This is a genomic window from Pseudoalteromonas arctica A 37-1-2, assembly GCF_000238395.3.
GTDB lineage: Bacteria > Pseudomonadota > Gammaproteobacteria > Enterobacterales > Alteromonadaceae > Pseudoalteromonas > Pseudoalteromonas arctica.
Map to the genome: position 1 here is coordinate 3,434,824 of NZ_CP011025.1, position 20,799 is coordinate 3,455,622.

Annotated in this window: 17 protein-coding genes; 13 read left to right on the forward strand and 4 right to left on the reverse strand. The window is 40.3% G+C overall.

What is annotated here, in order from left to right; translation table 11 throughout:
- The first annotated feature begins 341 nt into the window (after positions 1 to 341).
- The 4 genes from gpmM to PARC_RS15600 are packed head-to-tail and all read left to right on the forward strand — an operon-like array spanning position 342 to position 5,140.
- Positions 342 to 1,886, forward strand: coding sequence for a 2,3-bisphosphoglycerate-independent phosphoglycerate mutase (gene gpmM / locus PARC_RS15585; RefSeq protein WP_007582830.1), 1,545 nt, complete (start codon positions 342 to 344; stop codon positions 1,884 to 1,886).
- 3 nt (positions 1,887 to 1,889) lie between these two features.
- Positions 1,890 to 3,029, forward strand: a complete 1,140-nt coding sequence (locus PARC_RS15590) for a murein hydrolase activator EnvC family protein (RefSeq protein ID WP_010553361.1) — start codon at positions 1,890 to 1,892, stop codon at positions 3,027 to 3,029.
- 34 nt (positions 3,030 to 3,063) lie between these two features.
- A complete protein-coding gene (locus PARC_RS15595; protein ID WP_010553362.1) occupies positions 3,064 to 4,329 on the forward strand; it encodes a S41 family peptidase in 1,266 nt (421 codons plus the stop codon).
- Between the two features lie 49 nt (positions 4,330 to 4,378).
- The gene (locus tag PARC_RS15600) at positions 4,379 to 5,140 is read left to right on the forward strand and encodes a divergent polysaccharide deacetylase family protein (RefSeq protein ID WP_096058074.1); all 762 of its coding nucleotides are present in this window, start codon (positions 4,379 to 4,381) and stop codon (positions 5,138 to 5,140) included.
- Between the two features lie 178 nt (positions 5,141 to 5,318).
- On the opposite strand, the gene rpoH is transcribed toward PARC_RS15600, so the two are convergent.
- The 4 genes from rpoH to ftsY all read right to left on the reverse strand — a co-directional run bounded on the left by rpoH (position 5,319) and on the right by ftsY (position 10,539).
- Positions 5,319 to 6,182 carry an RNA polymerase sigma factor RpoH gene (gene rpoH, locus PARC_RS15605; RefSeq protein ID WP_007582838.1) on the reverse strand — a complete coding sequence of 288 codons (864 nt, stop codon included), beginning with the start codon at positions 6,180 to 6,182 and terminating at the stop codon, positions 5,319 to 5,321.
- A gap of 314 nt (positions 6,183 to 6,496) precedes the next feature.
- A complete protein-coding gene (gene ftsX / locus PARC_RS15610) occupies positions 6,497 to 7,483 on the reverse strand; it encodes a permease-like cell division protein FtsX (RefSeq protein WP_007582840.1) in 987 nt (328 codons plus the stop codon).
- Positions 7,480 to 8,157: a cell division ATP-binding protein FtsE gene (ftsE, locus tag PARC_RS15615; RefSeq protein WP_007582842.1), complete on the reverse strand. Its 678-nt coding sequence runs from the start codon at positions 8,155 to 8,157 to the stop codon at positions 7,480 to 7,482. Before ftsE ends, ftsX begins: the two co-directional genes overlap by 4 nt.
- Before the next feature lie 87 nt (positions 8,158 to 8,244).
- A complete protein-coding gene (gene ftsY, locus PARC_RS15620; RefSeq protein WP_096058075.1) occupies positions 8,245 to 10,539 on the reverse strand; it encodes a signal recognition particle-docking protein FtsY in 2,295 nt (764 codons plus the stop codon).
- Positions 10,540 to 10,746: 207 nt separating this feature from the next.
- Between ftsY and rsmD the strand changes: the two genes are divergently transcribed.
- The 9 genes from rsmD to purH all read left to right on the forward strand — a co-directional run bounded on the left by rsmD (position 10,747) and on the right by purH (position 20,703).
- On the forward strand, positions 10,747 to 11,352 hold the full coding sequence (gene rsmD, locus PARC_RS15625; RefSeq protein ID WP_033012751.1) for a 16S rRNA (guanine(966)-N(2))-methyltransferase RsmD: 606 nt from the start codon (positions 10,747 to 10,749) through the stop codon (positions 11,350 to 11,352).
- A 145-nt stretch (positions 11,353 to 11,497) separates the two neighbouring features.
- Positions 11,498 to 11,713 (forward strand): 30S ribosomal protein S21, encoded by a 216-nt coding sequence (gene rpsU / locus PARC_RS15630; RefSeq protein WP_002957797.1) that lies wholly within the window; start codon positions 11,498 to 11,500, stop codon positions 11,711 to 11,713.
- A gap of 19 nt (positions 11,714 to 11,732) precedes the next feature.
- A complete protein-coding gene (locus tag PARC_RS15635) occupies positions 11,733 to 12,179 on the forward strand; it encodes a GatB/YqeY domain-containing protein (RefSeq protein WP_007586535.1) in 447 nt (148 codons plus the stop codon).
- A gap of 244 nt (positions 12,180 to 12,423) precedes the next feature.
- Complete coding sequence (gene dnaG, locus PARC_RS15640; protein ID WP_010553366.1) at positions 12,424 to 14,175, forward strand: DNA primase; 1,752 nt, start codon at positions 12,424 to 12,426, stop codon at positions 14,173 to 14,175.
- 390 nt (positions 14,176 to 14,565) lie between these two features.
- Complete coding sequence (gene rpoD, locus PARC_RS15650; protein WP_007586533.1) at positions 14,566 to 16,413, forward strand: RNA polymerase sigma factor RpoD; 1,848 nt, start codon at positions 14,566 to 14,568, stop codon at positions 16,411 to 16,413.
- A gap of 67 nt (positions 16,414 to 16,480) precedes the next feature.
- Positions 16,481 to 17,362 carry a 50S ribosomal protein L11 methyltransferase gene (gene prmA / locus PARC_RS15655; RefSeq protein ID WP_010553367.1) on the forward strand — a complete coding sequence of 294 codons (882 nt, stop codon included), beginning with the start codon at positions 16,481 to 16,483 and terminating at the stop codon, positions 17,360 to 17,362.
- A gap of 281 nt (positions 17,363 to 17,643) precedes the next feature.
- Positions 17,644 to 18,615 carry a tRNA dihydrouridine synthase DusB gene (dusB, locus tag PARC_RS15660; RefSeq protein WP_010553368.1) on the forward strand — a complete coding sequence of 324 codons (972 nt, stop codon included), beginning with the start codon at positions 17,644 to 17,646 and terminating at the stop codon, positions 18,613 to 18,615.
- A gap of 19 nt (positions 18,616 to 18,634) precedes the next feature.
- The gene (gene fis, locus PARC_RS15665) at positions 18,635 to 18,925 is read left to right on the forward strand and encodes a DNA-binding transcriptional regulator Fis (RefSeq protein WP_002957804.1); all 291 of its coding nucleotides are present in this window, start codon (positions 18,635 to 18,637) and stop codon (positions 18,923 to 18,925) included.
- A gap of 191 nt (positions 18,926 to 19,116) precedes the next feature.
- Complete coding sequence (purH, locus tag PARC_RS15670) at positions 19,117 to 20,703, forward strand: bifunctional phosphoribosylaminoimidazolecarboxamide formyltransferase/IMP cyclohydrolase (RefSeq protein ID WP_007586526.1); 1,587 nt, start codon at positions 19,117 to 19,119, stop codon at positions 20,701 to 20,703.
- Positions 20,704 to 20,799: the final 96 nt, after the last annotated feature.

The window sequence follows — 20,799 nt, forward strand, 5'->3', positions numbered from 1 at the left end:
CTGCTGCAAATTCAACCACCAAAGTGCAACACGCCCTAATATTTTAAGGATTTTGTACTTTAGCCACGCAAGTATACCCAAACCAACCTAAAATGCGAGTTTAGGAGCACTTAGAGACGTTTAAAAAACGATAAAGCCCCCCATATATAGTTAACAAGAACTCTGGATAATAAATCTATCTCAAGCAGAGTTCAGGTTAGTCAATGAGGTATAAGTGAAAAAATTTAATATCTTGTTTTCAATGCTGATCCTAGCTTAAAAACACGGTATGCTAAAACCACGCTAATAAACCTTTTAGGTGCACAGTATCCATCAACAGATACTAATTTTCAGGAGCTATTATGACAGAGCATAAAAAACCACTGGTATTAATGATTTTAGACGGTTGGGGATACCGCGAAGATACGCAAAGTAATGCTATTCTTGCAGCTAACACACCGGTATTAGACAATTTATGGGCCACACGGCCACACACATTAATATCAGCTTCGGGTTTAGATGTTGGTCTTCCTGATGGTCAAATGGGTAACTCAGAAGTTGGCCATGTGAACTTGGGTGCTGGTCGCATTGTTTATCAAGATTTTACCCGTATCACTAAAGCAATTAACGATGGCGAATTTGATTCAACCCCAGCCTTAGTTGAAAACATAGATAAAGCGGTAAGTGCAGGAAAAGCAGTTCACATAATGGGTCTTTTAAGCCCAGGTGGTGTGCATAGCCATGAAGACCACATAGTTGCTAGCATAAAACTTGCTGCAAAACGTGGCGCTAAAGAAGTTTACTTTCATGGCTTTTTAGATGGCCGCGATACACCTCCACGTAGTGCTAAAGCGTCAATCGAACGTATTGAAGCGTTATTTAGCGAACTTAAATGCGGTCGTTTGGCGTCACTTATTGGCCGCTACTACGCAATGGACAGAGACAACCGTTGGAACCGCGTAGAAAAAGCTTACAACGTAATTGCATTAGCTGAAGGTGACTTTAATTTTGATAACGGCGTAGAGGCACTTAATGCAGCGTACGAACGCGACGAAAACGACGAATTTGTGGCCGCTACAACCATTACACCAACAGGCGCCGCTCCTGCTTCAATAAACGATGGCGACACTCTAATTTTTGCCAACTTTAGAGCAGATAGAGCCCGCGAAATTACTCGCGCTTTTGTTGAGCCTGATTTTGATGGATTCGCAAGAAAAAGAACGCCAGAGCTTAGTGCATTTGTAATGATGACAGAGTATGCAGCCGATATAGATGCACCTATTGCCTTTGGTTCAACACCGTTAGTAAACGTACTTGGTGAGTGGTTTGAAAAAAATAACAAAACACAGCTTCGCATTTCAGAAACCGAAAAGTACGCACACGTTACGTTTTTCTTTAGTGGCGGGCGCGAAAGTGAATTTAAAGGCGAAACACGCGAGCTAATTCCTTCGCCGCAAGTTGCAACCTACGACTTACAACCTGAAATGAACTCAGAAATGCTAACCGACAAACTAGTAGCAGCAATTAAAAGCGGTAAATACGATGCTATTATTTGTAACTACCCTAACGGCGATATGGTTGGTCACTCTGGTGTATTTGAAGCTGCTGTTAAAGCTTGTGAAGCTGTAGATAGCTGTATCGGACGTGTTGTTGATGCACTTGAAGAGTTTGGTGGTGAAGCACTAATAACAGCCGATCATGGTAATGCTGAGCAGATGGCTGATCTTAAAACAGGCCAAGCGCATACTGCCCACACTAGTGAACCGGTACATTTTATATATGTTGGTCGCGATGCAGAGCCTATGCAAGGTAAAGCATTAAGCGATGTAGCCCCTACAATGCTTCACTTAATGGGCATGGAGCAACCAAGCGAAATGACTGGTACGCCTATCATGATGTTGAAATAACACATGAATAGACGTATTAACCGGTTAATTAAGTGCGGTTTAATACTAACTTCATTAGTGACTGCATCTGCAGTTGCTAATGAAGATCGTACTAAAAAAGACTTATCAGAAGTTCAAAATGCACTTGAGCAAAGCCAAGCTGAGTATAACGCCCAAAGAAAAAAAATAGCGTCGCTACAAAAAAACCTAAAAAGCCATGAACTCGATATAGCTAAAAATGCTAAAGCACTTAACATGGCAGAGCAATCAGTAAAAGAAACTAAAACACAGCAAAAAGAGCTACAAAATAAAGCCGATGAGCTCGATAAAAAGCACACTCAATTTCAGAAAATTTTAGCCGCGCAACTTAAAAGCGCCTATATGGCCGGTGGCGACGACTACTCTAAAATGCTGTTAAATCAAGAAGACACTGCAAAATTTGAGCGCACACTTAGTTATTACAACTACTTAAATAAAGCCCGTATTGAACAAATTGAAGATCTAAAAGACCTTCAAAAGCAAATAGTACAAAACCAAAAAGAGCTTGTTAAAACACAAGAAAAACTAGCGCTTTTATTTGATGAGCAAAAAAGACGTCAAACTGCATTGCTTAATGCACAAAGTGAACGCCAAGCTAATCTTAAAAATTTACAAGCTCAGCTCAACAGCACCAAAAGTTCAATAAACTATTTAAAAGAAAACCAACAAACTTTGGTAGCAACAATTGAAGAGCTCGAAAAAGAAAAAACACAGAAAATTGAATTACTGGGCCTAAATAAAAACAAAGGTAAATTGGACTGGCCGAGCAAAGGCAAGTTAGAGCACACATTCGGCCAACGTAAACATGGTGGTATTGATTGGAAAGGCGTATTAATTGGTGCAAAAGAAGGCACTAATATTAATAGCGTACATAATGGCCAAGTTGTATTTGCCGATTGGCTAAAGGGCTATGGTTGGGTAATTGTTGTAGACCATGGTGAAGGTTTTATGAGCCTATATGGTCATGCCCAAACACTGCTAAGAGATGTAGGCGACATGGTACGCGAAGGCGAAACCCTTGCTTTAGTTGGCCAAAGCGGCGGACAAGCTAGTTCTGGTCTATACTTTGAAATACGCCACAAAGGACGCGCAGTAAATCCTGTAAAATGGTGCAAACGCATTTAATTAAATAAATCGCTGCACCGCTCTGGAGCAGCTGATGACAACTAAAAAAACTGCAGTAATTACTATTGATAAAAAAAATACAGGCTTTTATAAAAGTCTGTATTTACTTGTACTACTAACCTTAATCGCTTTTTCTAGTAACGCACTAGCAAGCTCGATTAAAGATCTTAAAAGACAACAAATAGACGAAATACTCTTTAACATCCATACCTACTATGTTGAAGATCTCACCTTACAAAATAGCCACCACATTAAATATAATAGCCAACAGTTTGAGCGCTTATATTCAAAGCTCGACTCTTACTCTAAGTACTTAAATGAGCACGAACTAACCTCATTATTTGATAACACAAACGGGCGCTATACAGGTATTGGTATTGAGGTTAAAAATATCGACGAGAATATGACTATTGTTAATGTAGTTAATAACTCGCCCGCAAAAGCAGCGGGTATTTTGCCAAGCGATATTATTGTCAGTGTAAACAACCAAGCAGCCCAAAACCGTACAATCGATGAAGTAGCAACACTAATAAGAGACAGTAAATTTTCAAATATAGAGCTAATTATAAGTCGTGATAACAATAAAAACCCACTCACGTTTCATGTAGCACGCCGCCAAATAAACCTCGAAAGCGTAACAAGCGAACTTCTAGATTTTGGTACTGGTTATATAGCTATCAATAATTTTTCTAACCACACATTACATGAGGTTGCTCTGCAAGTTGCTGCCCTGCAAAGCCACTTTGGTTACCCACTTAAAGGCTTAGTAATTGATTTACGTGATAACCCAGGGGGTACATTACAAAGCGCAGTAGCGGTATCAGACCTATTTTTACAAAGTGGCACTATAGTGACTACTAAAGGACGTTTTTACGATGCCAACCAAGCATTTTATGCAAAGCGTGGAGACATTCTAAAAAATGCCCCCATTGTTGTGCTTATAAACGAAAACTCAGCCTCTGCAGCCGAAATACTTGCAGCAGCGCTAAAAGATAATAAACGAGCAACCGTTGTTGGCAGTCAATCTTTTGGGAAGGGTTCTGTACAATCGCTCATTCCTCTAGGTGACGGCAACACTGCATTAAAGCTCACCACAGCTAAATACTTCACACCGTTAGGTAAATCGATTGATGGTATAGGAATAACCCCAGATGTGGCGGTTAATCAAACAAACCTTTCACAAAGTAATAAAGCCGTTATAATAAAAAATGAACACACTAACAGTAAAGCGCAATTACTTACTGGTAACTTAGCAGATTTACAATTAGTTAAAGCAAAACAATTACTCAGCATGCAATAGCTTGTATAAGCTGTTAAACAAAGCTAAAAAGATAATAAAAACTATAAACGTGAAAATAATAAAATGGCTAATATTAGCTATTTGTTTTAGCTCAACAACAATTAGCGCTAAACAAATAGCAATAGTGATAGACGATATAGGCTATCATCAACGGGACTTAGAGTTCCTTTCCTTACCAGGGCAATTGTCGTATTCAATTTTGCCCCATACTCCTTATTCGCAAATTTTTGCAACGCTTGCTAGTCAATCAAATAAAGAGTTATTACTTCATGTACCTATGCAGGCACTTAACGGTAAAGAACTCGGACCTGGCGCGCTTACTTTAAATATGAATAAAGAGCAGCTTCAGCAAACTCTAGGAACAGCTCTCGCTAGTTTACCGCAAGTAAAGGGCGTTAATAACCACATGGGCTCAGCGCTTACGCAAAAAAGCCAAGCTATGAAGTGGACAATGGAAGTACTTAAAAAGCGCCATTTATATTTTTTAGATAGCCGTACAACCGAGTTAAGCCAAGCACAAAATGCTGCTAACTTTTTAGGTGTTGCTAATATTAGTCGCCAAGTGTTCTTAGACAATATAACTACACCAGAACAACTCCAGCTGAGGCTTGAAGAATTAAAACAACTAGCCACCATCCATAATTCCGCTATTGCAATTGCTCATCCCTACCCAGAAACAATCGAATTTTTACGTCATGCCTTACCCGAGCTAACTAAGCAAGGTTTTGAGCTCGTGCCGGTTTCGCAGCTGGTTGAGCGTAAATACATTCAGTTGGCGCAAGCTGAGGGAAAAGAGATTAGTGCTCGGTGATATAAGCTTTAAATAAAGCTATATCCGAATGATAAACTAACCATTCAATATGCAGCGCATCGGTATTACTTGATTAGATATTTTATCGTTGGGTTTCGCTTCGCTCAAACCAACCTACGCGAAAGCAAAAAGCCCCGCATTTTAATGCAGGGCTTTTAAATTTGCTGCTTGAGCAATATTAGCTCATAGCGCTTTGTAACTTTTTCATCGCTGTTTTTTCAAGCTGGCGAACACGTTCAGCAGATACACTGTACTTTTGTGCAAGCTCTTGAAGAGTCGCCTTATCATCAGACAACCAACGTGCGCTAACAATATCTTGTGAACGCTCGTCTAGTGTTTTAAGTGCGCTAAATAAACGAGTATGCGCTTGCTCTTTCCACTGCTCTTGTTCAACGTCGTCAGCTAAATCAGCTGCGCCATCTGTTAAATATTGTACTGGAGAGTACGTGCTTGTTGGTGCGTCGTCGTTATCGTCGCCCGTTAGGTCAAAGCCCATGTCTTGGCCGCTCATGCGCGATTCCATTTCACGTACTTCTTTTTCACTCACACCTAGCTCGCTAGCAACGGTACTAACCTCAGCTTGATTAAACCAACCTAAACGCTTTTTATTTTTACGAAGATTAAAAAACAATTTACGTTGCGCTTTAGTGGTTGCAACTTTAACTATGCGCCAATTTTTAAGCACAAACTCGTGAATTTCGGCTTTAATCCAATGCACTGCAAACGATACTAAACGCACACCCACAGTAGGGTCGAAACGCTTAACCGCTTTCATCAGGCCTATATTACCTTCTTGAATAAGGTCAGCTTGTGGTAAGCCGTATCCCGAGTAGCCTTTAGCAATATGCGCTACAAAGCGTAAATGCGACATAATGAGTTGCTTGGCAGCACTAAGATCGCCTTCTTCCTGAAGTTTTTTAGCAAGTTCTTGCTCTTGTTCAACTTTAAGCATAGGAATAGTGCTTACCGCTTGAAGGTAACCGTCCATGCTTGCGCTTTGTTGTCCGACTGTAAGTGCCATTGCGTATAAATCTTTACTCATTTTTCACCTCGGTGATAAACATTTGAAACTATCTTAGCACTCTTTCTTTAAGAGTGCTAACCCCAATTTAAAACTTTTTTAAAGTATAAATCAAGCAGTTTTTAGTATGTGTTTAGTCTACTACAAGCGACTGAATAAGTGATGAATTGAGGGGCTGCAGCAGGTTAACCTCGCTGCATCACCTTATTTACAACTCATTACTTCATGGGAGGATAGTACATAAATATGACAGTTTTAATAACAGGAGGTACAACCCAGTTCGGTACGATACGCATATCAAGCTGGGTTGGTTCACTTATAGTTTGCAGGATTTTTTATACTTTATCGGGTTCTATTTCTTTAATATATCGATTTACAGAAAGGTACGAGCCTACAAATCCTAAGCTTGTTGCAAGTAACACTAAAAAGCCGAGCTCATTAAGCGATAATCCAATTAACGAGAAGCTTGTTTGATACACACCCGCTACACTGCTCACAGCGCTTGAAAGCCACCACATCATTAGTCCTACGCATATAAAGGCAAATAAACCACCTATTACACCATACCAAATACCGGTCCACAAAAATGGGGCATGTATAAAGGTGTTAGTTGCGCCGACTAGCTTCATTACTTGTATTTCTTCTTTTTTATCCATGATCGACAAACGGATGGTGTTACCAATAATAAGCGTCACTGAGGTAAGCAGTAATAATGCGATGGTTATTACACTTTCTTTCAGTAAATCTAGTAATGCATTTAAACGCTCTAGCCACGCTATATCGAGCTTACCAAAATCAACTTCACGTTCACTTTCTAATTTAGTTAGCAGTACTTTAGCGGCATTTGGGTGTCTGTGACGTTTTGTAGGAGTAACAAGTACCACATCAGGTAATGGGTTTTTATCTAAGTACTCTAAAGCTTGCCCAAAGCCAGATACGTCTTTAAATTCAGTTAATGCTTTTTGCTTTGATATAAATTCAACGCTTTCCACTTCTGGATAAAGTGCTAAACGCTTTACTAATGTTTGCGTTTCTTGCTCGTTCATACTTTCTTTTACAAACAACGATATTTCACTCGCTTCTTCAAAACCACTACTTACTTGCTGGACGTTTTTAACAACGAGATAAAGTGTTGCAGGTAACGTTAGGCTCAAACCAAGTACAGCAATAGTCATCATAGATGCAAGCGGCGTACGCCACATTTCACCTAAGCTATGAACACCTTGGCGAAAAATATTAATAATGAAAAAATAACCGCCAGCTAATACTGATTTTTTTTGCTTGTCGTTACTATTTTGACGACTTTTAAAAAGTAAACTCATAGTGCTCCCTCAGCGAGCGGATCTTGAAGCATGCGGCCATCTTTTAAGGTTAGACTGCGGTACTTCATACGTGCAACCAAACCTAAGTCATGCGTCGCTATAAGAACAGTGGTGCCGTGTTTATTAAAGTCCTCAAACAGCTTTAGGATTTCCATTGAAAGCTCAGGGTCTAGGTTACCTGTAGGCTCATCGGCTAACAGAATTGGCGGGGAATTTACGATTGCTCTGGCAATACCAACACGTTGCTGCTCGCCTCCAGAGAGCATAGACGGATGACATTTTATTTTGTCTATCAGGCCTACTTTATCAAGCGCACCATGAACACGTTTAGCTATTTGCTTATGGTGAGTACCCTCAATAATAAGAGGCAGTGCCACGTTATCAAAAATAGTATAGCGCTCTAGTAAACGGTGGTTTTGAAAAATAATACCTATATCACGGCGAGCATAAGGAATTTGACGCGAGTTTACTTTATTTAAATCAACACCGTTGATAAATACACTGCCTGCCGATGGACGTTCCATTAAGCTAATTAACTTAAGCAACGTACTTTTACCCGCACCACTGTGGCCGGTTAAAAAGGCAAGTTCACCCGGTTTAACATGAAAATTAACTTTTTCGAGGGCGCGGTGCCCTCCAGGATAAGTCTTACTTACTTGCTGAAAATTTATCATCTTTTTATTATGCCAATTCAATTAGTTTACTAATAAAATTGGTATTCCTCGCAATTAAAAAGGGAGCAAGCTCCCTCTTTTGGTAAATTAAACGTCGTCCTCATCTTGGCTAAATAACGCATCAATAAAGTCATCGCTTTTAAAAGCGCGTAAATCATCAATACCTTCACCAACACCAATGTAACGAATTGGAATATTAAACTTATCTGCAACCGCAAAAATAACACCACCCTTTGCAGTTCCATCAAGTTTTGAAAGCGTAATACCAGTTAAGCCAACGCATTGATTAAATAAGTTCACTTGGCTAATTGCATTTTGACCTGTGCCAGCATCAATGGTTAACATCACTTCGTGCGGCGCATCAGGATCAATTTTTTTCATAACACGAGCTATTTTTTCAAGCTCTTGCATTAAGTTATCTTTATTTTGCAAGCGACCCGCTGTATCTGCAATTAACACATCTATATTACGTGCTTTTGCAGCTTGGAATGCATCAAAAACAACCGATGCACTATCTGCACCCGTATGCTGTGCAATAACAGGAATGCTGTTACGTTCACCCCAAACCTGAAGTTGCTCAACAGCAGCCGCTCTAAACGTATCGCCAGCAGCCAGCATAACCGACTTACCTTCGCTTTGAAATTGCTTAGCCATCTTACCAATAGTCGTTGTTTTACCAACGCCATTTACGCCCACCATTAAAATAACAAATGGCTTTTTATCTTTGGTAATTACTAAAGGCTGTTCAGCCGTTTTTAGCATCGCCGCCATTTCTTGTTTCATTAACTCATAAAGCGCATCACCATCTTTTAACTGCTTACGGTTTGCAGCATCAGTTAAGCTATCAATCAACTTCATGGTGGTATCAACGCCTAAATCGGCGGTGAGCAGCTGTGTTTCAAGATCTTCAAATAATTCGTCATCTATTTTTTTACCACTAAAAATAGATGCAAAACCAGAACCTATATTAACGCGAGTTTTTAACAAGCCCTTTTTAAGACGAGAGAAAAACCCTTCTTTTTTCGGCTTTTCTGCTTTTTTAGCTTCTTCAATTGCAAGCTCTGCTGTTATACGTTCTTGTTCTAAACGCTCGTTTTCTGCTTTTCCCGCTGCAATGCGCTCTTGCTCTAAACGCTCATTTTCTAATTTTTCAGCAGCAATGCGCTCTTGATCTAAACGTTCATTTTCTGCTTTTTCAGCCGCAATACGTTCTTGTTCTAAACGTTCATTTTCAACTTTGTCAGCCGCAATGCGCTCTTGCTCTAAAAGCTCGTTTTTTGCTTTCTCAGCCGCAATGCGCTCTTGCTCTAAGCGCTCGTTCTGAGCTTTTTCAGCAGCAATACGTTCTTGCTCTAAACGCTCATTTTCTACTTTTTCAGCAGTAATGCGTTCTTGCTCTAAACGCTCACTCTGAGTTTTTTCAGCCGCAATACGTTCTTGTTCTAAGCGCTCGCTTTCTGCTTTATCAGCAGCAATGCGCTCCTGCTCTAAACGCATTTGCGCTTCTTGTTCTGCTAAACGTTTTGCTTGATCTTGTCTTTGTGCTTCAGCATCTGCTTGTTCTTTTGCTAATAACTCAGCATTCGCTTGCTCTATTGCAAGCTTTTCAGCCTTTACAGCTTCATCCTTTTTTTCAAGGCGTATTTGATCTAGTCGCTCAGTCTCTACTTTTTCTGCAGCCAATCGCTCTTGCTCTAATTGCATCTGCGTTTCTTGATCGGCTAAACGTTGTGCATATTCTTGTCTTTGCGCTTCTGCATCAGCTTGTTGTTTTGCAAGTAATTCAGCATTGGCCTGCTCAATTGCAATCTTTTCTGCGTTTTCAGCACGCTCCTGCTCTAAGCGCTCTGTTTCGGCCTCTGCTTTTAAACGTTCAGCTTCAGCTTGCTCCTGTGCTAGCTTTTCTTGCTCTAAACGTTTAGCTTCAATTTGTTCAGCAGCAATACGCTCCTGCTCTAAGCGCTCTGTTTCGGCCTCTGCTTTTAAACGTTCAGCTTCAGCTTGCTCCTGTGCTAGCGTTTCTTGCTCTAAACGTTTAGCTTCAATTTGTTCAGCAGCAATACGCTCCTGCTCTAAGCGCTCTGTTTCGGCTTCTGCTTTTAAACATTCAGCTTCAGCTTGCTCCTGTGCTAGCTTTTCTTGCTCTAAACGTTTAGCTTCAATTTGTTCAGCAGCAATACGCTCCTGCTCTAAGCGCTCTGCTTCGGCTTCTGCTTGTAAGCGTTCAGTTTCAGCCTGCTGCGCAAGCTTTTCTTGCTCTAGCTTCTGCGCTTCTTCTTGCGCTAATGCTTGTTGTTTATCAGCGGCTGCTTTTTGCTCTGCTTCTTTTTTATCTGACTTGCCAAAACCGAGCCACGACATGAATTTACTTTTTTTTGTCATACTTGCTAATAACCACTTATAAAAATCTGATAAACTAAAATTTGAAATAGCTTGGCAATGCCCAGCAATAGTTGCTAATAAATACAACCATTCAAAACGTAAGTGTTCAATAGTAACACTTTTAATACGGTTGAAAAATGAAGCTACACGTAATCACCCATAATATTATCTGAGCTAGATACCATATACCATTTTTTAGTGAGCTAAATGAGAAAAAAAACAATGCAAAATAAAGCTACTAACAAGCCCAGTGATGGCTTTATTAGAGTGATTAGTGGCCAATTTCGAGGCCGAAAACTCCCTGTTAAAAATGTAGAAGGCTTAAGACCTACTACCGATCGAATTAAAGAAACTGTATTTAATTGGCTAATGCAAGATACGCGTGACACAAATGTACTTGATTGTTTTGCAGGTTCTGGTGGGTTAGGATTTGAAGCGCTATCTCGATTTGCAAAAAACGCCACATTTATCGAGCTCGACTCGTCAGCTGCCAAGCAATTAGAACAAAACATTAGCACTTTAAAGCTCGACAACGCATACGTTAAACATACTAATTCACTCTCCTTTTTAGAGCAAAAAAACACAAACGAAGCGTTTAATCTTGTATTTGTTGACCCACCATTTCGTAAAGATTTAGCGCAAACAACCTGCGATTTATTAGAAAAAAACCAATGGTTAAGCGATGATGCATTAATTTATGTTGAAGTAGAAACAGAGTTAACCACCTTCAAGAACCCGAGCAACTGGTTGTTAATTAAAGAAAAAAAGGCAGGCCAAGTGTTTTGCAAACTCTACCAGCGCCAAGCAAATTAATACTGTTTTACATGATGCGTTTCTGTTAATATTGTCCTTTACATGTGGTGTTGCTTCGGATTACAATACCGCACCATTTTTGAACCACTTGATCAATGTTTGATCAACTTGAGCAACGCTCATAATTTAGGTAGGTGAATTTTTAATGCCAGTAATTAAAGTAAGAGAGAACGAACCGTTTGACGTAGCACTTCGTCGCTTCAAGCGTTCATGTGAAAAAGCAGGAATCCTTTCAGAAGTTCGTCGTCGCGAGCACTATGAAAAACCAACAGCTGAGCGTAAGCGTAAAAAAGCTGCTGCAGTAAAACGTCACATGAAAAAACTTTCTCGTGATAACGCACGTCGCGTTAAATTATACTAATATATTAGGTCTTGTATAAATGAGCCTTTTAATAACGCTAAAAGATGCGCAAAAAGATGCGATGAGAGCTAAAGACAAACAACGTCTTAACCCTATTCGTATGGTACTTGCTGCAATCAAGCAACGTGAAATTGACGAGCGCATAGAACTAGACGACGCAGGTATTACCTCCGTTATAGTGAAGCTTGTTAAACAACGTCGTGACTCTTACACTCAGTACAAAGATGCTGGGCGTGATGATTTAGCTGATATTGAAGCCAATGAAATAGTGGCGCTTGAAACTTTCTTACCTCAAAAATTGAGTGAAGAAGAAATCATTGCTCTCATTGATGCGGCTATTGCTGATACTAACGCAGCAGGTATGCAAGACATGGGTAAAGTAATGGGTATAATCAAAAGCAAAGCCGAAGGTCGTGCCGATATGGGCAAAATCTCTGGTTTAATTAAGCAACGATTAACTGCCTAATACTCCCACATACATTAAAGTATGATTGAAGTGAACCGAGCCTTGCGCTCGGTTTCTTTGTTTTTAACTTTAATAAAAAGTACACCTACTAGGTTACTTTAAAATGAAATTTTTTATAGCTTCCCTATTTATTTTGTTATCATTTTGGTAAGTTAAAGCACTTTATACTCTGCATCAAGCAAGTATAAAAAAGTAAATTTCATATTCGTTATTCTTCTTATTATTTCAGGACTGTATTTTACTAATGGCTGGAAAGATCCCACGTAACTTTATAGACGATTTACTTGCCAGAACCGATATTGTCGACCTGATAGACTCAAAAGTAGGTCTAAAAAAAGCAGGTAAGGATTATCAAGCTTGTTGCCCATTTCATAACGAAAAATCGCCCTCATTTACCGTATCGCAAGACAAACAGTTCTATCATTGCTTTGGTTGTGGCGCTAATGGTAATGCTATTTCGTTTGTAATGGAGTATGAAAAGCTTGAGTTTGTAGATGCTATTGAAGAAATAGCAAGCATGCTTAACTTAGAAGTACCTCGAGAACAAGGCACAAACTCAGCACCAGAACGTACTGCTGCGCAAAAGCGCTCTGATTACGATTTAATGCTTCATACTGCGCGCTTTTATCAGCACCAATTAAAACACCACAGTAATTCTGCCGCCGTTATTGAATATGTAAAAGGCCGTGGTTTAAGTGGTGAAACAGTTAAAAAGTTTATGATTGGCTACGCCCCCAGCGAATGGGATGGATTATGTCTTCAGCTTGGCCGTAATAAAGAACAAAAAGAGCAATTAGTTGAATTAAAGCTAGCTTCAGAAAAAACACCAGGCAGACAATTTGATTTTTTCCGCGACCGATTAATGTTCCCTATTCGCGATAAACGCGGACGCGTTATTGCATTTGGTGGGCGTGTAATGCAAGCCGACCAAGGGCCAAAATATTTAAACTCGCCAGAGACCCGAATTTTTCATAAAGGCTTTGAGCTTTACGGACTTTATGAAGCAAAGCAAGCCCATAAAAAACTTGAGCATGTAATGGTTGTGGAAGGTTACATGGATGTTGTTGCCTTAGCCGAGCAAGGGATTGAATATGCCGTTGCATCACTAGGTACCGCAACAACAAGCGAGCACATGCATACGCTGTTTAGAACAACAGATAAAGTAATCTGTTGTTACGATGGCGACAGAGCTGGCCGTGATGCAGCTTGGAGGGCGCTTGAAAACGCACTTCCTTATTTAAATGACGGTAAAGCACTGCAATTTACTTTTTTACCCGATGGCGAAGACCCTGACTCTCTTGTACAAAAAGAAGGTAAGGAGCAATTCGAATCGCGCCTAAGCCAAGCAGATGACTTTACCAAAGTATTGTTTAATAAATTAAGCCAAGAAGTTGATTTAACACTCGACTCAGGAAAAGCTAAATTACTCAGTGCAGCACTTCCACTCATTGAAAAAATCCCAAGTGAATTTTATCAAGAAAACATTCTTGAACAATTAGGGCGTTTAATCGGAAGAACACGTGAGCAATTAAATAACCGTTTAAAAACCCCAAAGCAACAGCATTCGATTGAACGTAAGTTTAAAATAACACCAATGCGTCAAGCGATTGGTATTTTAATTCAACATCCTAATTTGGCTAAAAATGTGCCATATTTGCCTGAACTCGCACAAATGAATATTGCTGGTATAGGGCTATTATTACGCTTACAAGAGCAAGCTTTAGAAAAAGAAAGCATTACCACAGCGCAACTACTCGAATTTTTTAGAGGAACTGAAGATTACGAGCCCTTAATCAAGCTTGCAACGTGGCAACACGACATAAATGAAGAGCGTTTAGAGACGGTTTTTAAAAATACTTTCAAGTTTATTGAAGATCAGTGTTTAAATTATCGACTCGAGACCCTATTAATAAAGGACAAGACTCAAGGCCTTAGTAGCGACGAAAGACTTGAGTGTCATTTGTTAATGACAGCGTTAAAAGCCACTAACAGTTAGGGTCTGTTTATCTTTCGAGGTTAAGTTTACAGCAGTGTGTTTGGTATTTAGACAAGGCAGAGCCTATGTAGTGTGGTTATTCCACATAAATAGGCGATAACGCAGCATAAATGCCAAACACGCGCTGCCCTTTGGGTTCGACCCAAGGGAGGTTTACTCTTTGTTGCTCGGTTTTTACTTAGCCCACTAGGTTACAAACCTCGCGCCGCGATTAAACCACCCTTGGATAGAACAAACTTTAATCCTGAAAGACCAACAGACCCTAGTCAAAATTGATTTAAACTGTTATACTGTGCTATTCACTGCGTCACATTATTCTAGTTGGCTTTAATGCAAACTACATGATGGCGCCTGTTGTATCAACTTATCAGAGTGGAAGAAACAATCTCTATGGATCCAACTCCTCAGTCACAATTAAAACTTCTGATTCAAAAAGGTAAAGAGCAAGGCTACTTAACTTTTGCAGAAGTAAATGATCACCTTCCACAAGACATTATAGACTCAGATCAAGTAGAAGATATCATAAGCATGATTAATGATATGGGTATCAAGGTTAGCGAAAACGCGCCTGATGCTGATGAATTAATGATGCAAGAAACAACGACAGACGAAGACGCAGCTGAAGCTGCCGCTGCAGCCCTTGCGACTGTAGAAAAAGAAATCGGCCGTACAACGGATCCGGTTCGCATGTACATGCGTGAAATGGGTACTGTTGAACTTCTTACACGTGAAGGCGAAATTGTAATCGCTAAACGTATCGAAGAAGGCATTAACCAAGTACAGATTTCTGTTGCAGAGTACCCTGAAGCAATCACTTACCTGCTAGAGCAGTGGGATAAGTTTGAAGCTGAAGAAATGCGTTTAAGCGATATCATCGTTGGATTTATCGATCCTAATGAAGATACAGCGCCAATTTCAGCAACTAATATCGGTTCAGAATTAAGTGCTAAGCAACTTGATGACGATAAAGATGACAAAGATGATGCTGATAGCGATGACGAAGATGAAGAAGAAGTAGACACAGGGCCAGATCCTGAAGAAGCGCGCATTCATTTTGAAAATTTACGTGATTTATACAATAAAGCACGTGATACGTTTGAAGCTAAAGGTCGTTCGCATCCTGAATCACAAGCCGCCATTTTTGAAATTGGTGAGCTTTTCAGAACCTTTAAATTAATACCTAAACAGTTTGACCGCATGGTAAATAACATGCGTGAAATGATGGATCGTGTTCGCGTTCAAGAACGTCTAATCATGAAACAAGCTGTACAAATTGCTAAATTACCGAAGAAAACATTCGTTAAGCATTTTGCTAACAACGAAACTGACGCTTCATGGGTAGATTTAGAAATTTCAGGTAACGAAAAGTATTCAGCTAAACTTGAAGAAGTTAAGCCAGAAATCATTCGTAGCATTAATAAACTATCTGTTATTGAACAAACAACAGGTTTAAGCATTGAGCGTATTAAAGACATTAACCGTCGAATGAGCATTGGTGAAGCGAAAGCACGCCGTGCAAAAAAAGAAATGGTTGAAGCTAACTTACGTCTTGTAATCTCAATAGCTAAAAAATATACAAACCGTGGCTTACAATTCTTGGATTTAATTCAAGAAGGTAACATTGGTCTGATGAAAGCAGTTGATAAGTTTGAATATCGCCGTGGTTATAAGTTCTCTACTTATGCTACGTGGTGGATACGTCAAGCAATCACTCGCTCTATTGCTGACCAAGCAAGAACAATCCGTATTCCAGTACATATGATTGAAACGATTAATAAACTTAACCGTATTTCTCGTCAAATGTTACAAGAAATGGGTCGTGAGCCAAATCCAGAAGAATTAGCAGAACGCATGATGATGCCTGAGGATAAAATCCGTAAGGTACTTAAGATTGCTAAAGAGCCAATTTCAATGGAAACACCAATCGGTGATGATGAAGATTCTCACTTAGGTGACTTTATCGAAGATACAACTATTGATTCGCCAATTGATTCGGCAACAATGGAGTCTCTTCGTGGCGCGACTAACGATGTACTTGCAGGCCTAACAGCCCGTGAAGCTAAAGTACTACGTATGCGTTTTGGTATTGATATGAATACCGACCACACCTTAGAAGAAGTAGGTAAACAGTTTGACGTAACACGTGAACGTATTCGTCAAATAGAAGCGAAAGCGCTGCGTAAATTACGCCACCCTTCTCGCTCAGATTTACTGAAAAGCTTTTTAGACGCTAAATAATTTAGCGCTACTATATAAACTAAAAAGGCCGCTATAGCGGCCTTTTTTCTATTTGAAGGAAATAATCATGGCTTGGATCCAAATTCGTATTAACGCCAATGCTGCAACAGCAGATGCAGTAAGTGACCTATTAATGGAAGCGGGTAGTGCTTCAGTAACCTTTATTGACGCAAAAGACACCCCTATTTACGAACCCAAAATTGGCACCGTTGTATTTTGGGCTGATACAACAGTAATTGGCTTGTTTGAAGCTAATCACGATATGAATGAAGTCGTTGCGTTATTGAAACGCCATGATGAACTAAAAGACAATTTAGTATACAAAATAGAGCAGCTTGAGGATAAAGACTGGGAACGTGAATGGATGGATAACTTCCACCCTATTCAATTTGGTGAAAGGCTATGGATTTGTCCAAGCTGGCGCGACATTCCAGATCCTGATGCAGTAAATGTACTGCTTGACCCTGGCCTTGCCTTTGGTACGGGCACACATGCAACAACGGCCTTATGTCTTAAGTGGTTAGAAAGCCAAGATCTAACAGGTAAAACGGTTGTTGATTTTGGTTGTGGCTCAGGCATTTTAGGTATTGCAGCTATAAAACTAGGCGCAGAGCGCATGATTGGGATTGATATTGATCCTCAAGCGCTTGAGGCAAGCCTCGATAATGCTAACCGTAATGGCGTTGCAGACAAACTTGAAGTATACCTTCCAGAAAACCAACCTGAGTTTACCGCCGACATAGTAGTGGCAAATATATTAGCCCAGCCACTTCGCGAATTGCACAGTGTAATTTTAGGTTTATTAAAGCCAGGTGGAAAAATTGCCATGTCGGGTATTTTAGAAGAACAAGCACAATCAGTTGCTGATATTTATGCACCGTTTATTGAACTAGATGACATTGCCGTTGAAGGTGATTGGACTCGAGTAAGTGGCACTAAAAAAGCGTAATAAACTGCACAACCAAATTTAGAGCATTAACTCAAAACCTGCATGTAAAGCCTGTATTTAACAGGCTTTACTATTTTTTTACATATTAAAAGTTTTCTGATTATTGTGTAAAAAATAAAACTTGTATAAATTTCAAACAAATCAACCTACTTGTCATGTGGTTATCAAATGTCAATACGAAAAGGGCAAAAAAAAGTTACTTTTGTTCAATTTATAGCCTTTGATTTTTGTGAAAAAAACCGTAAACTTAGCGCCCCTTGAAAAGAGGCCTATTGAATATAGTGCGTATCGGTAAATACCAACTTGAGAATAATGTAATTGTCGCGCCAATGGCTGGCATTACAGACAGACCATTTAGACAACTTTGCCGTCGTTTAGGCGCAGGGCTAGCTGTTTCTGAAATGCTATCGTCTAATCCTAAGGTTTGGAAAACGGAAAAGTCGATGAACCGTATGGATCACAGCGGTGAGTCGGGTATACGCGCTGTGCAAATTGCAGGAGCAGATCCTGAGCTTATGGCGCAGGCCGCACAATTCAATGTTGCTAACGGTGCACAGATCATAGATATCAATATGGGGTGCCCAGCAAAAAAAGTGAACAAGAAACTCGCAGGCTCTGCCTTATTACAGTTTCCTGAACTTGTGGAAGAGATTATTGATGCAGTCGTTAATGCTGTTGATATACCTGTGACACTTAAAATCCGTACAGGATGGGATCCGGATAACCGTAATGGTGTAGAGATTGCGAGAATAGCTGAACGTTATGGCATTGCATCACTTGCTGTACATGGGCGTACGCGCGCATGTATGTACAAAGGTGATGCTGAGTACGCCACGATTAGGGATATAAAACGTTCAGTGTCGATCCCTGTTGTTGCCAATGGTGATATTACATCACCAGAAAAAGCAAAACAGGTTTTAGACTATACGGGTGCAGATGCCATTATGATTGGCCGAGCCGCCCAAGGTCGCCCTTGGATATTTAGGGAGATAGACCACTATTTGCGAACTGGGGAACACTTACAGCCGCCTGCTATTGCAGAGGTGCGCAGTATTTTAATGGAGCATTTAACAAACCTCCATCTGTTTTACGGTGAGCCAATGGGAGCGCGAATTGCTCGCAAACATGTATCTTGGTATTTGCAAACCCATGACAGTGATGGTCAGTTTAGGCGAGTATTTAATGCGCTCGACAACCCACAAGCACAGGTCGTCGCATTAGAGCAATACTTTAAAACACTAGCAGCTAACTAAGAAAGAAAGAGACTTAATAATGTTCGAACAAAACGTGACTTCTCCATTTATCACTAACCCTCATGTTCAGTCACACGAGAAACCGCAGCCATTGCGTGATGCAGTAAAAAAAGCTGTTCACCACTATTTAAAGCAGCTTAACGGTCAAGATGTGCAAGACGTTTACGACCTTGTTCTTTCAGAGCTAGAAGCGCCATTACTTGAAGAAGTGATGACATATACACGTGGTAACCAAACTCGTGCAGCAATTTTACTAGGTATCAACCGTGGTACTTTACGTAAAAAGCTTAAAAAATACGGCATGAACTAATATGCTGGCTGTGATTTATCACAGCTAATTATTAAAAAAGCACCCTAGGGTGCTTTTTTTATGCCCGTAGTTTAATAGCCGTGTTGCAAAATGCTCACCCTCATCGGCGCTTTATAAGTCGTTTTTTGAGTTGTAATCAGTTAAAATGCCCGCTTCTAAGCTAGCTCATTAACTGAGGAAATCAAACTACAATGGATACTCATCGTCCCATTCGTCGCGCACTATTAAGTGTGTCTGATAAAACCGGTATTGTTGAATTTGCCCGCGCACTAGAAGCGCAAGGCGTTGATATATTATCAACTGGCGGCACATGTAAACTACTTGCTGATAACGGCATAAAAGTGACTGAAGTATCAGATCACACAGGCCACCCTGAAATCATGGATGGTCGCGTAAAAACTCTTCACCCAAAAATTCACGGCGGCATATTAGCCCGTCGCGGACAAGATGAAAGCGTAATGGCAGATAACAACATTTCTGCTATCGACATAGTTGTAGTTAACTTATACCCCTTTGCGAATACAGTCGCTCAAGAAAACTGCAGCCTTGAAGATGCTATTGAAAATATTGATATTGGCGGCCCTACAATGGTTCGTGCAGCCGCTAAAAACCACAAAGACGTAACAATCGTGGTAAACGCGAGCGACTACGACCGTGTTATTAGCGAAATGCAAAACAACAATGGCTCTACTACGTATAAAACACGTTTTGACTTAGCGATTGCGGCTTACGAGCACACTGCCGCATACGATGGCATGATTGCTAACTACTTCGGTAAAATGGTTCCTGATTACACCGAGGAAGCTGCTGTAGAGACTAAATTCCCACGTACTATCAATATGCAGTTCACTAAAAAGCAAGATATGCGTTACGGTGAAAACTCACATCAAGATGCTGCTTTTTATGTTGAAAGTGACATTGCTGAAGCATCAGTTGCAACAGCAACTCAATTGCAAGGTAAGGCCCTTTCGTTTAACAACATTGCAGATACCGATGCAGCACTTGAATGTGTTAAAGAATTTGACGTACCTGCGTGCGTAATTGTAAAACATGCTAACCCGTGTGGTGTTTCAATTGGGGACAATATTCTACAAGCATACGAGCGCGCTTTTAAAACAGACCCTACATCAGCATTTGGTGGCATTATTGCCTTTAACCGAGAGCTAGATGCAGCAACTGCACAAGCAATTGTTGATCGTCAGTTTGTTGAAGTCATTATCGCACCTAGTATTTCGAGCGACGCTGCAAAAATTGTTGAAGCTAAAAAGAACGTTCGTTTATTAGAATGTGGACAGTGGACAGGTAAAGCAGCTGGCCAAGATATTAAACGCGTTAACGGCGGTATTTTAGTTCAAGACCGCGATTTAGGCATGGTAACGCAAGGCGACTTAAAAGTTGTTTCTAAGCGCCAGCCTACAGAGCAAGAACTTAAAGATTTACTATTTTGTTGGAAAGTAGCTAAGTTTGTTAAATCAAACGCAATTGTTTATGCCCGTGACGGTATGACCATTGGTGTAGGCGCAGGCCAAATGAGCCGCGTATACTCAGCTAAAATTGCAGGCATAAAAGCTGCAGACGAAAACCTTGAAGTTAAAGGCTCAGTTATGGCGTCTGATGCGTTCTTCCCATTCCGTGATGGAATTGACGCAGCAGCAGCCGCAGGTATTACTGCGGTAATTCAGCCAGGTGGCTCAATGCGTGATGAAGAAGTGATTGCAGCTGCTGATGAAGCTGGCATGGCAATGGTACTTACTGGTATGCGCCATTTCCGCCACTAATCACACAAAGGGTTAAACGTTGGTTTAACCCTTTTTGTTTGCTATAAATTCACGTATTCTGATTATTCAATAACCTATTTAAAATTATAATGTGAA

Bases quoted from the DNA above. Each gene is read 5' to 3' on its own strand.
- dnaG (WP_010553366.1), top strand. From the start codon at position 12,424: ATGGCTGGAAAGATCCCACGTAACTTTATAGACGATTTACTTGCCAGA.
- rpsU (WP_002957797.1), top strand. From the start codon at position 11,498: ATGCCAGTAATTAAAGTAAGAGAGAACGAACCGTTTGACGTAGCACTT.
- purH (WP_007586526.1), top strand. From the start codon at position 19,117: ATGGATACTCATCGTCCCATTCGTCGCGCACTATTAAGTGTGTCTGAT.
- PARC_RS15595 (WP_010553362.1), top strand. From the start codon at position 3,064: ATGACAACTAAAAAAACTGCAGTAATTACTATTGATAAAAAAAATACA.
- rsmD (WP_033012751.1), top strand. From the start codon at position 10,747: ATGAGAAAAAAAACAATGCAAAATAAAGCTACTAACAAGCCCAGTGAT.
- ftsY (WP_096058075.1), bottom strand. From the start codon at position 10,539: ATGACAAAAAAAAGTAAATTCATGTCGTGGCTCGGTTTTGGCAAGTCA.
- ftsX (WP_007582840.1), bottom strand. From the start codon at position 7,483: ATGAGTTTACTTTTTAAAAGTCGTCAAAATAGTAACGACAAGCAAAAA.
- PARC_RS15635 (WP_007586535.1), top strand. From the start codon at position 11,733: ATGAGCCTTTTAATAACGCTAAAAGATGCGCAAAAAGATGCGATGAGA.
- prmA (WP_010553367.1), top strand. From the start codon at position 16,481: ATGGCTTGGATCCAAATTCGTATTAACGCCAATGCTGCAACAGCAGAT.
- fis (WP_002957804.1), top strand. From the start codon at position 18,635: ATGTTCGAACAAAACGTGACTTCTCCATTTATCACTAACCCTCATGTT.
- PARC_RS15590 (WP_010553361.1), top strand. From the start codon at position 1,890: ATGAATAGACGTATTAACCGGTTAATTAAGTGCGGTTTAATACTAACT.
- ftsE (WP_007582842.1), bottom strand. From the start codon at position 8,157: ATGATAAATTTTCAGCAAGTAAGTAAGACTTATCCTGGAGGGCACCGC.
- rpoH (WP_007582838.1), bottom strand. From the start codon at position 6,182: ATGAGTAAAGATTTATACGCAATGGCACTTACAGTCGGACAACAAAGC.
- rpoD (WP_007586533.1), top strand. From the start codon at position 14,566: ATGGATCCAACTCCTCAGTCACAATTAAAACTTCTGATTCAAAAAGGT.
- gpmM (WP_007582830.1), top strand. From the start codon at position 342: ATGACAGAGCATAAAAAACCACTGGTATTAATGATTTTAGACGGTTGG.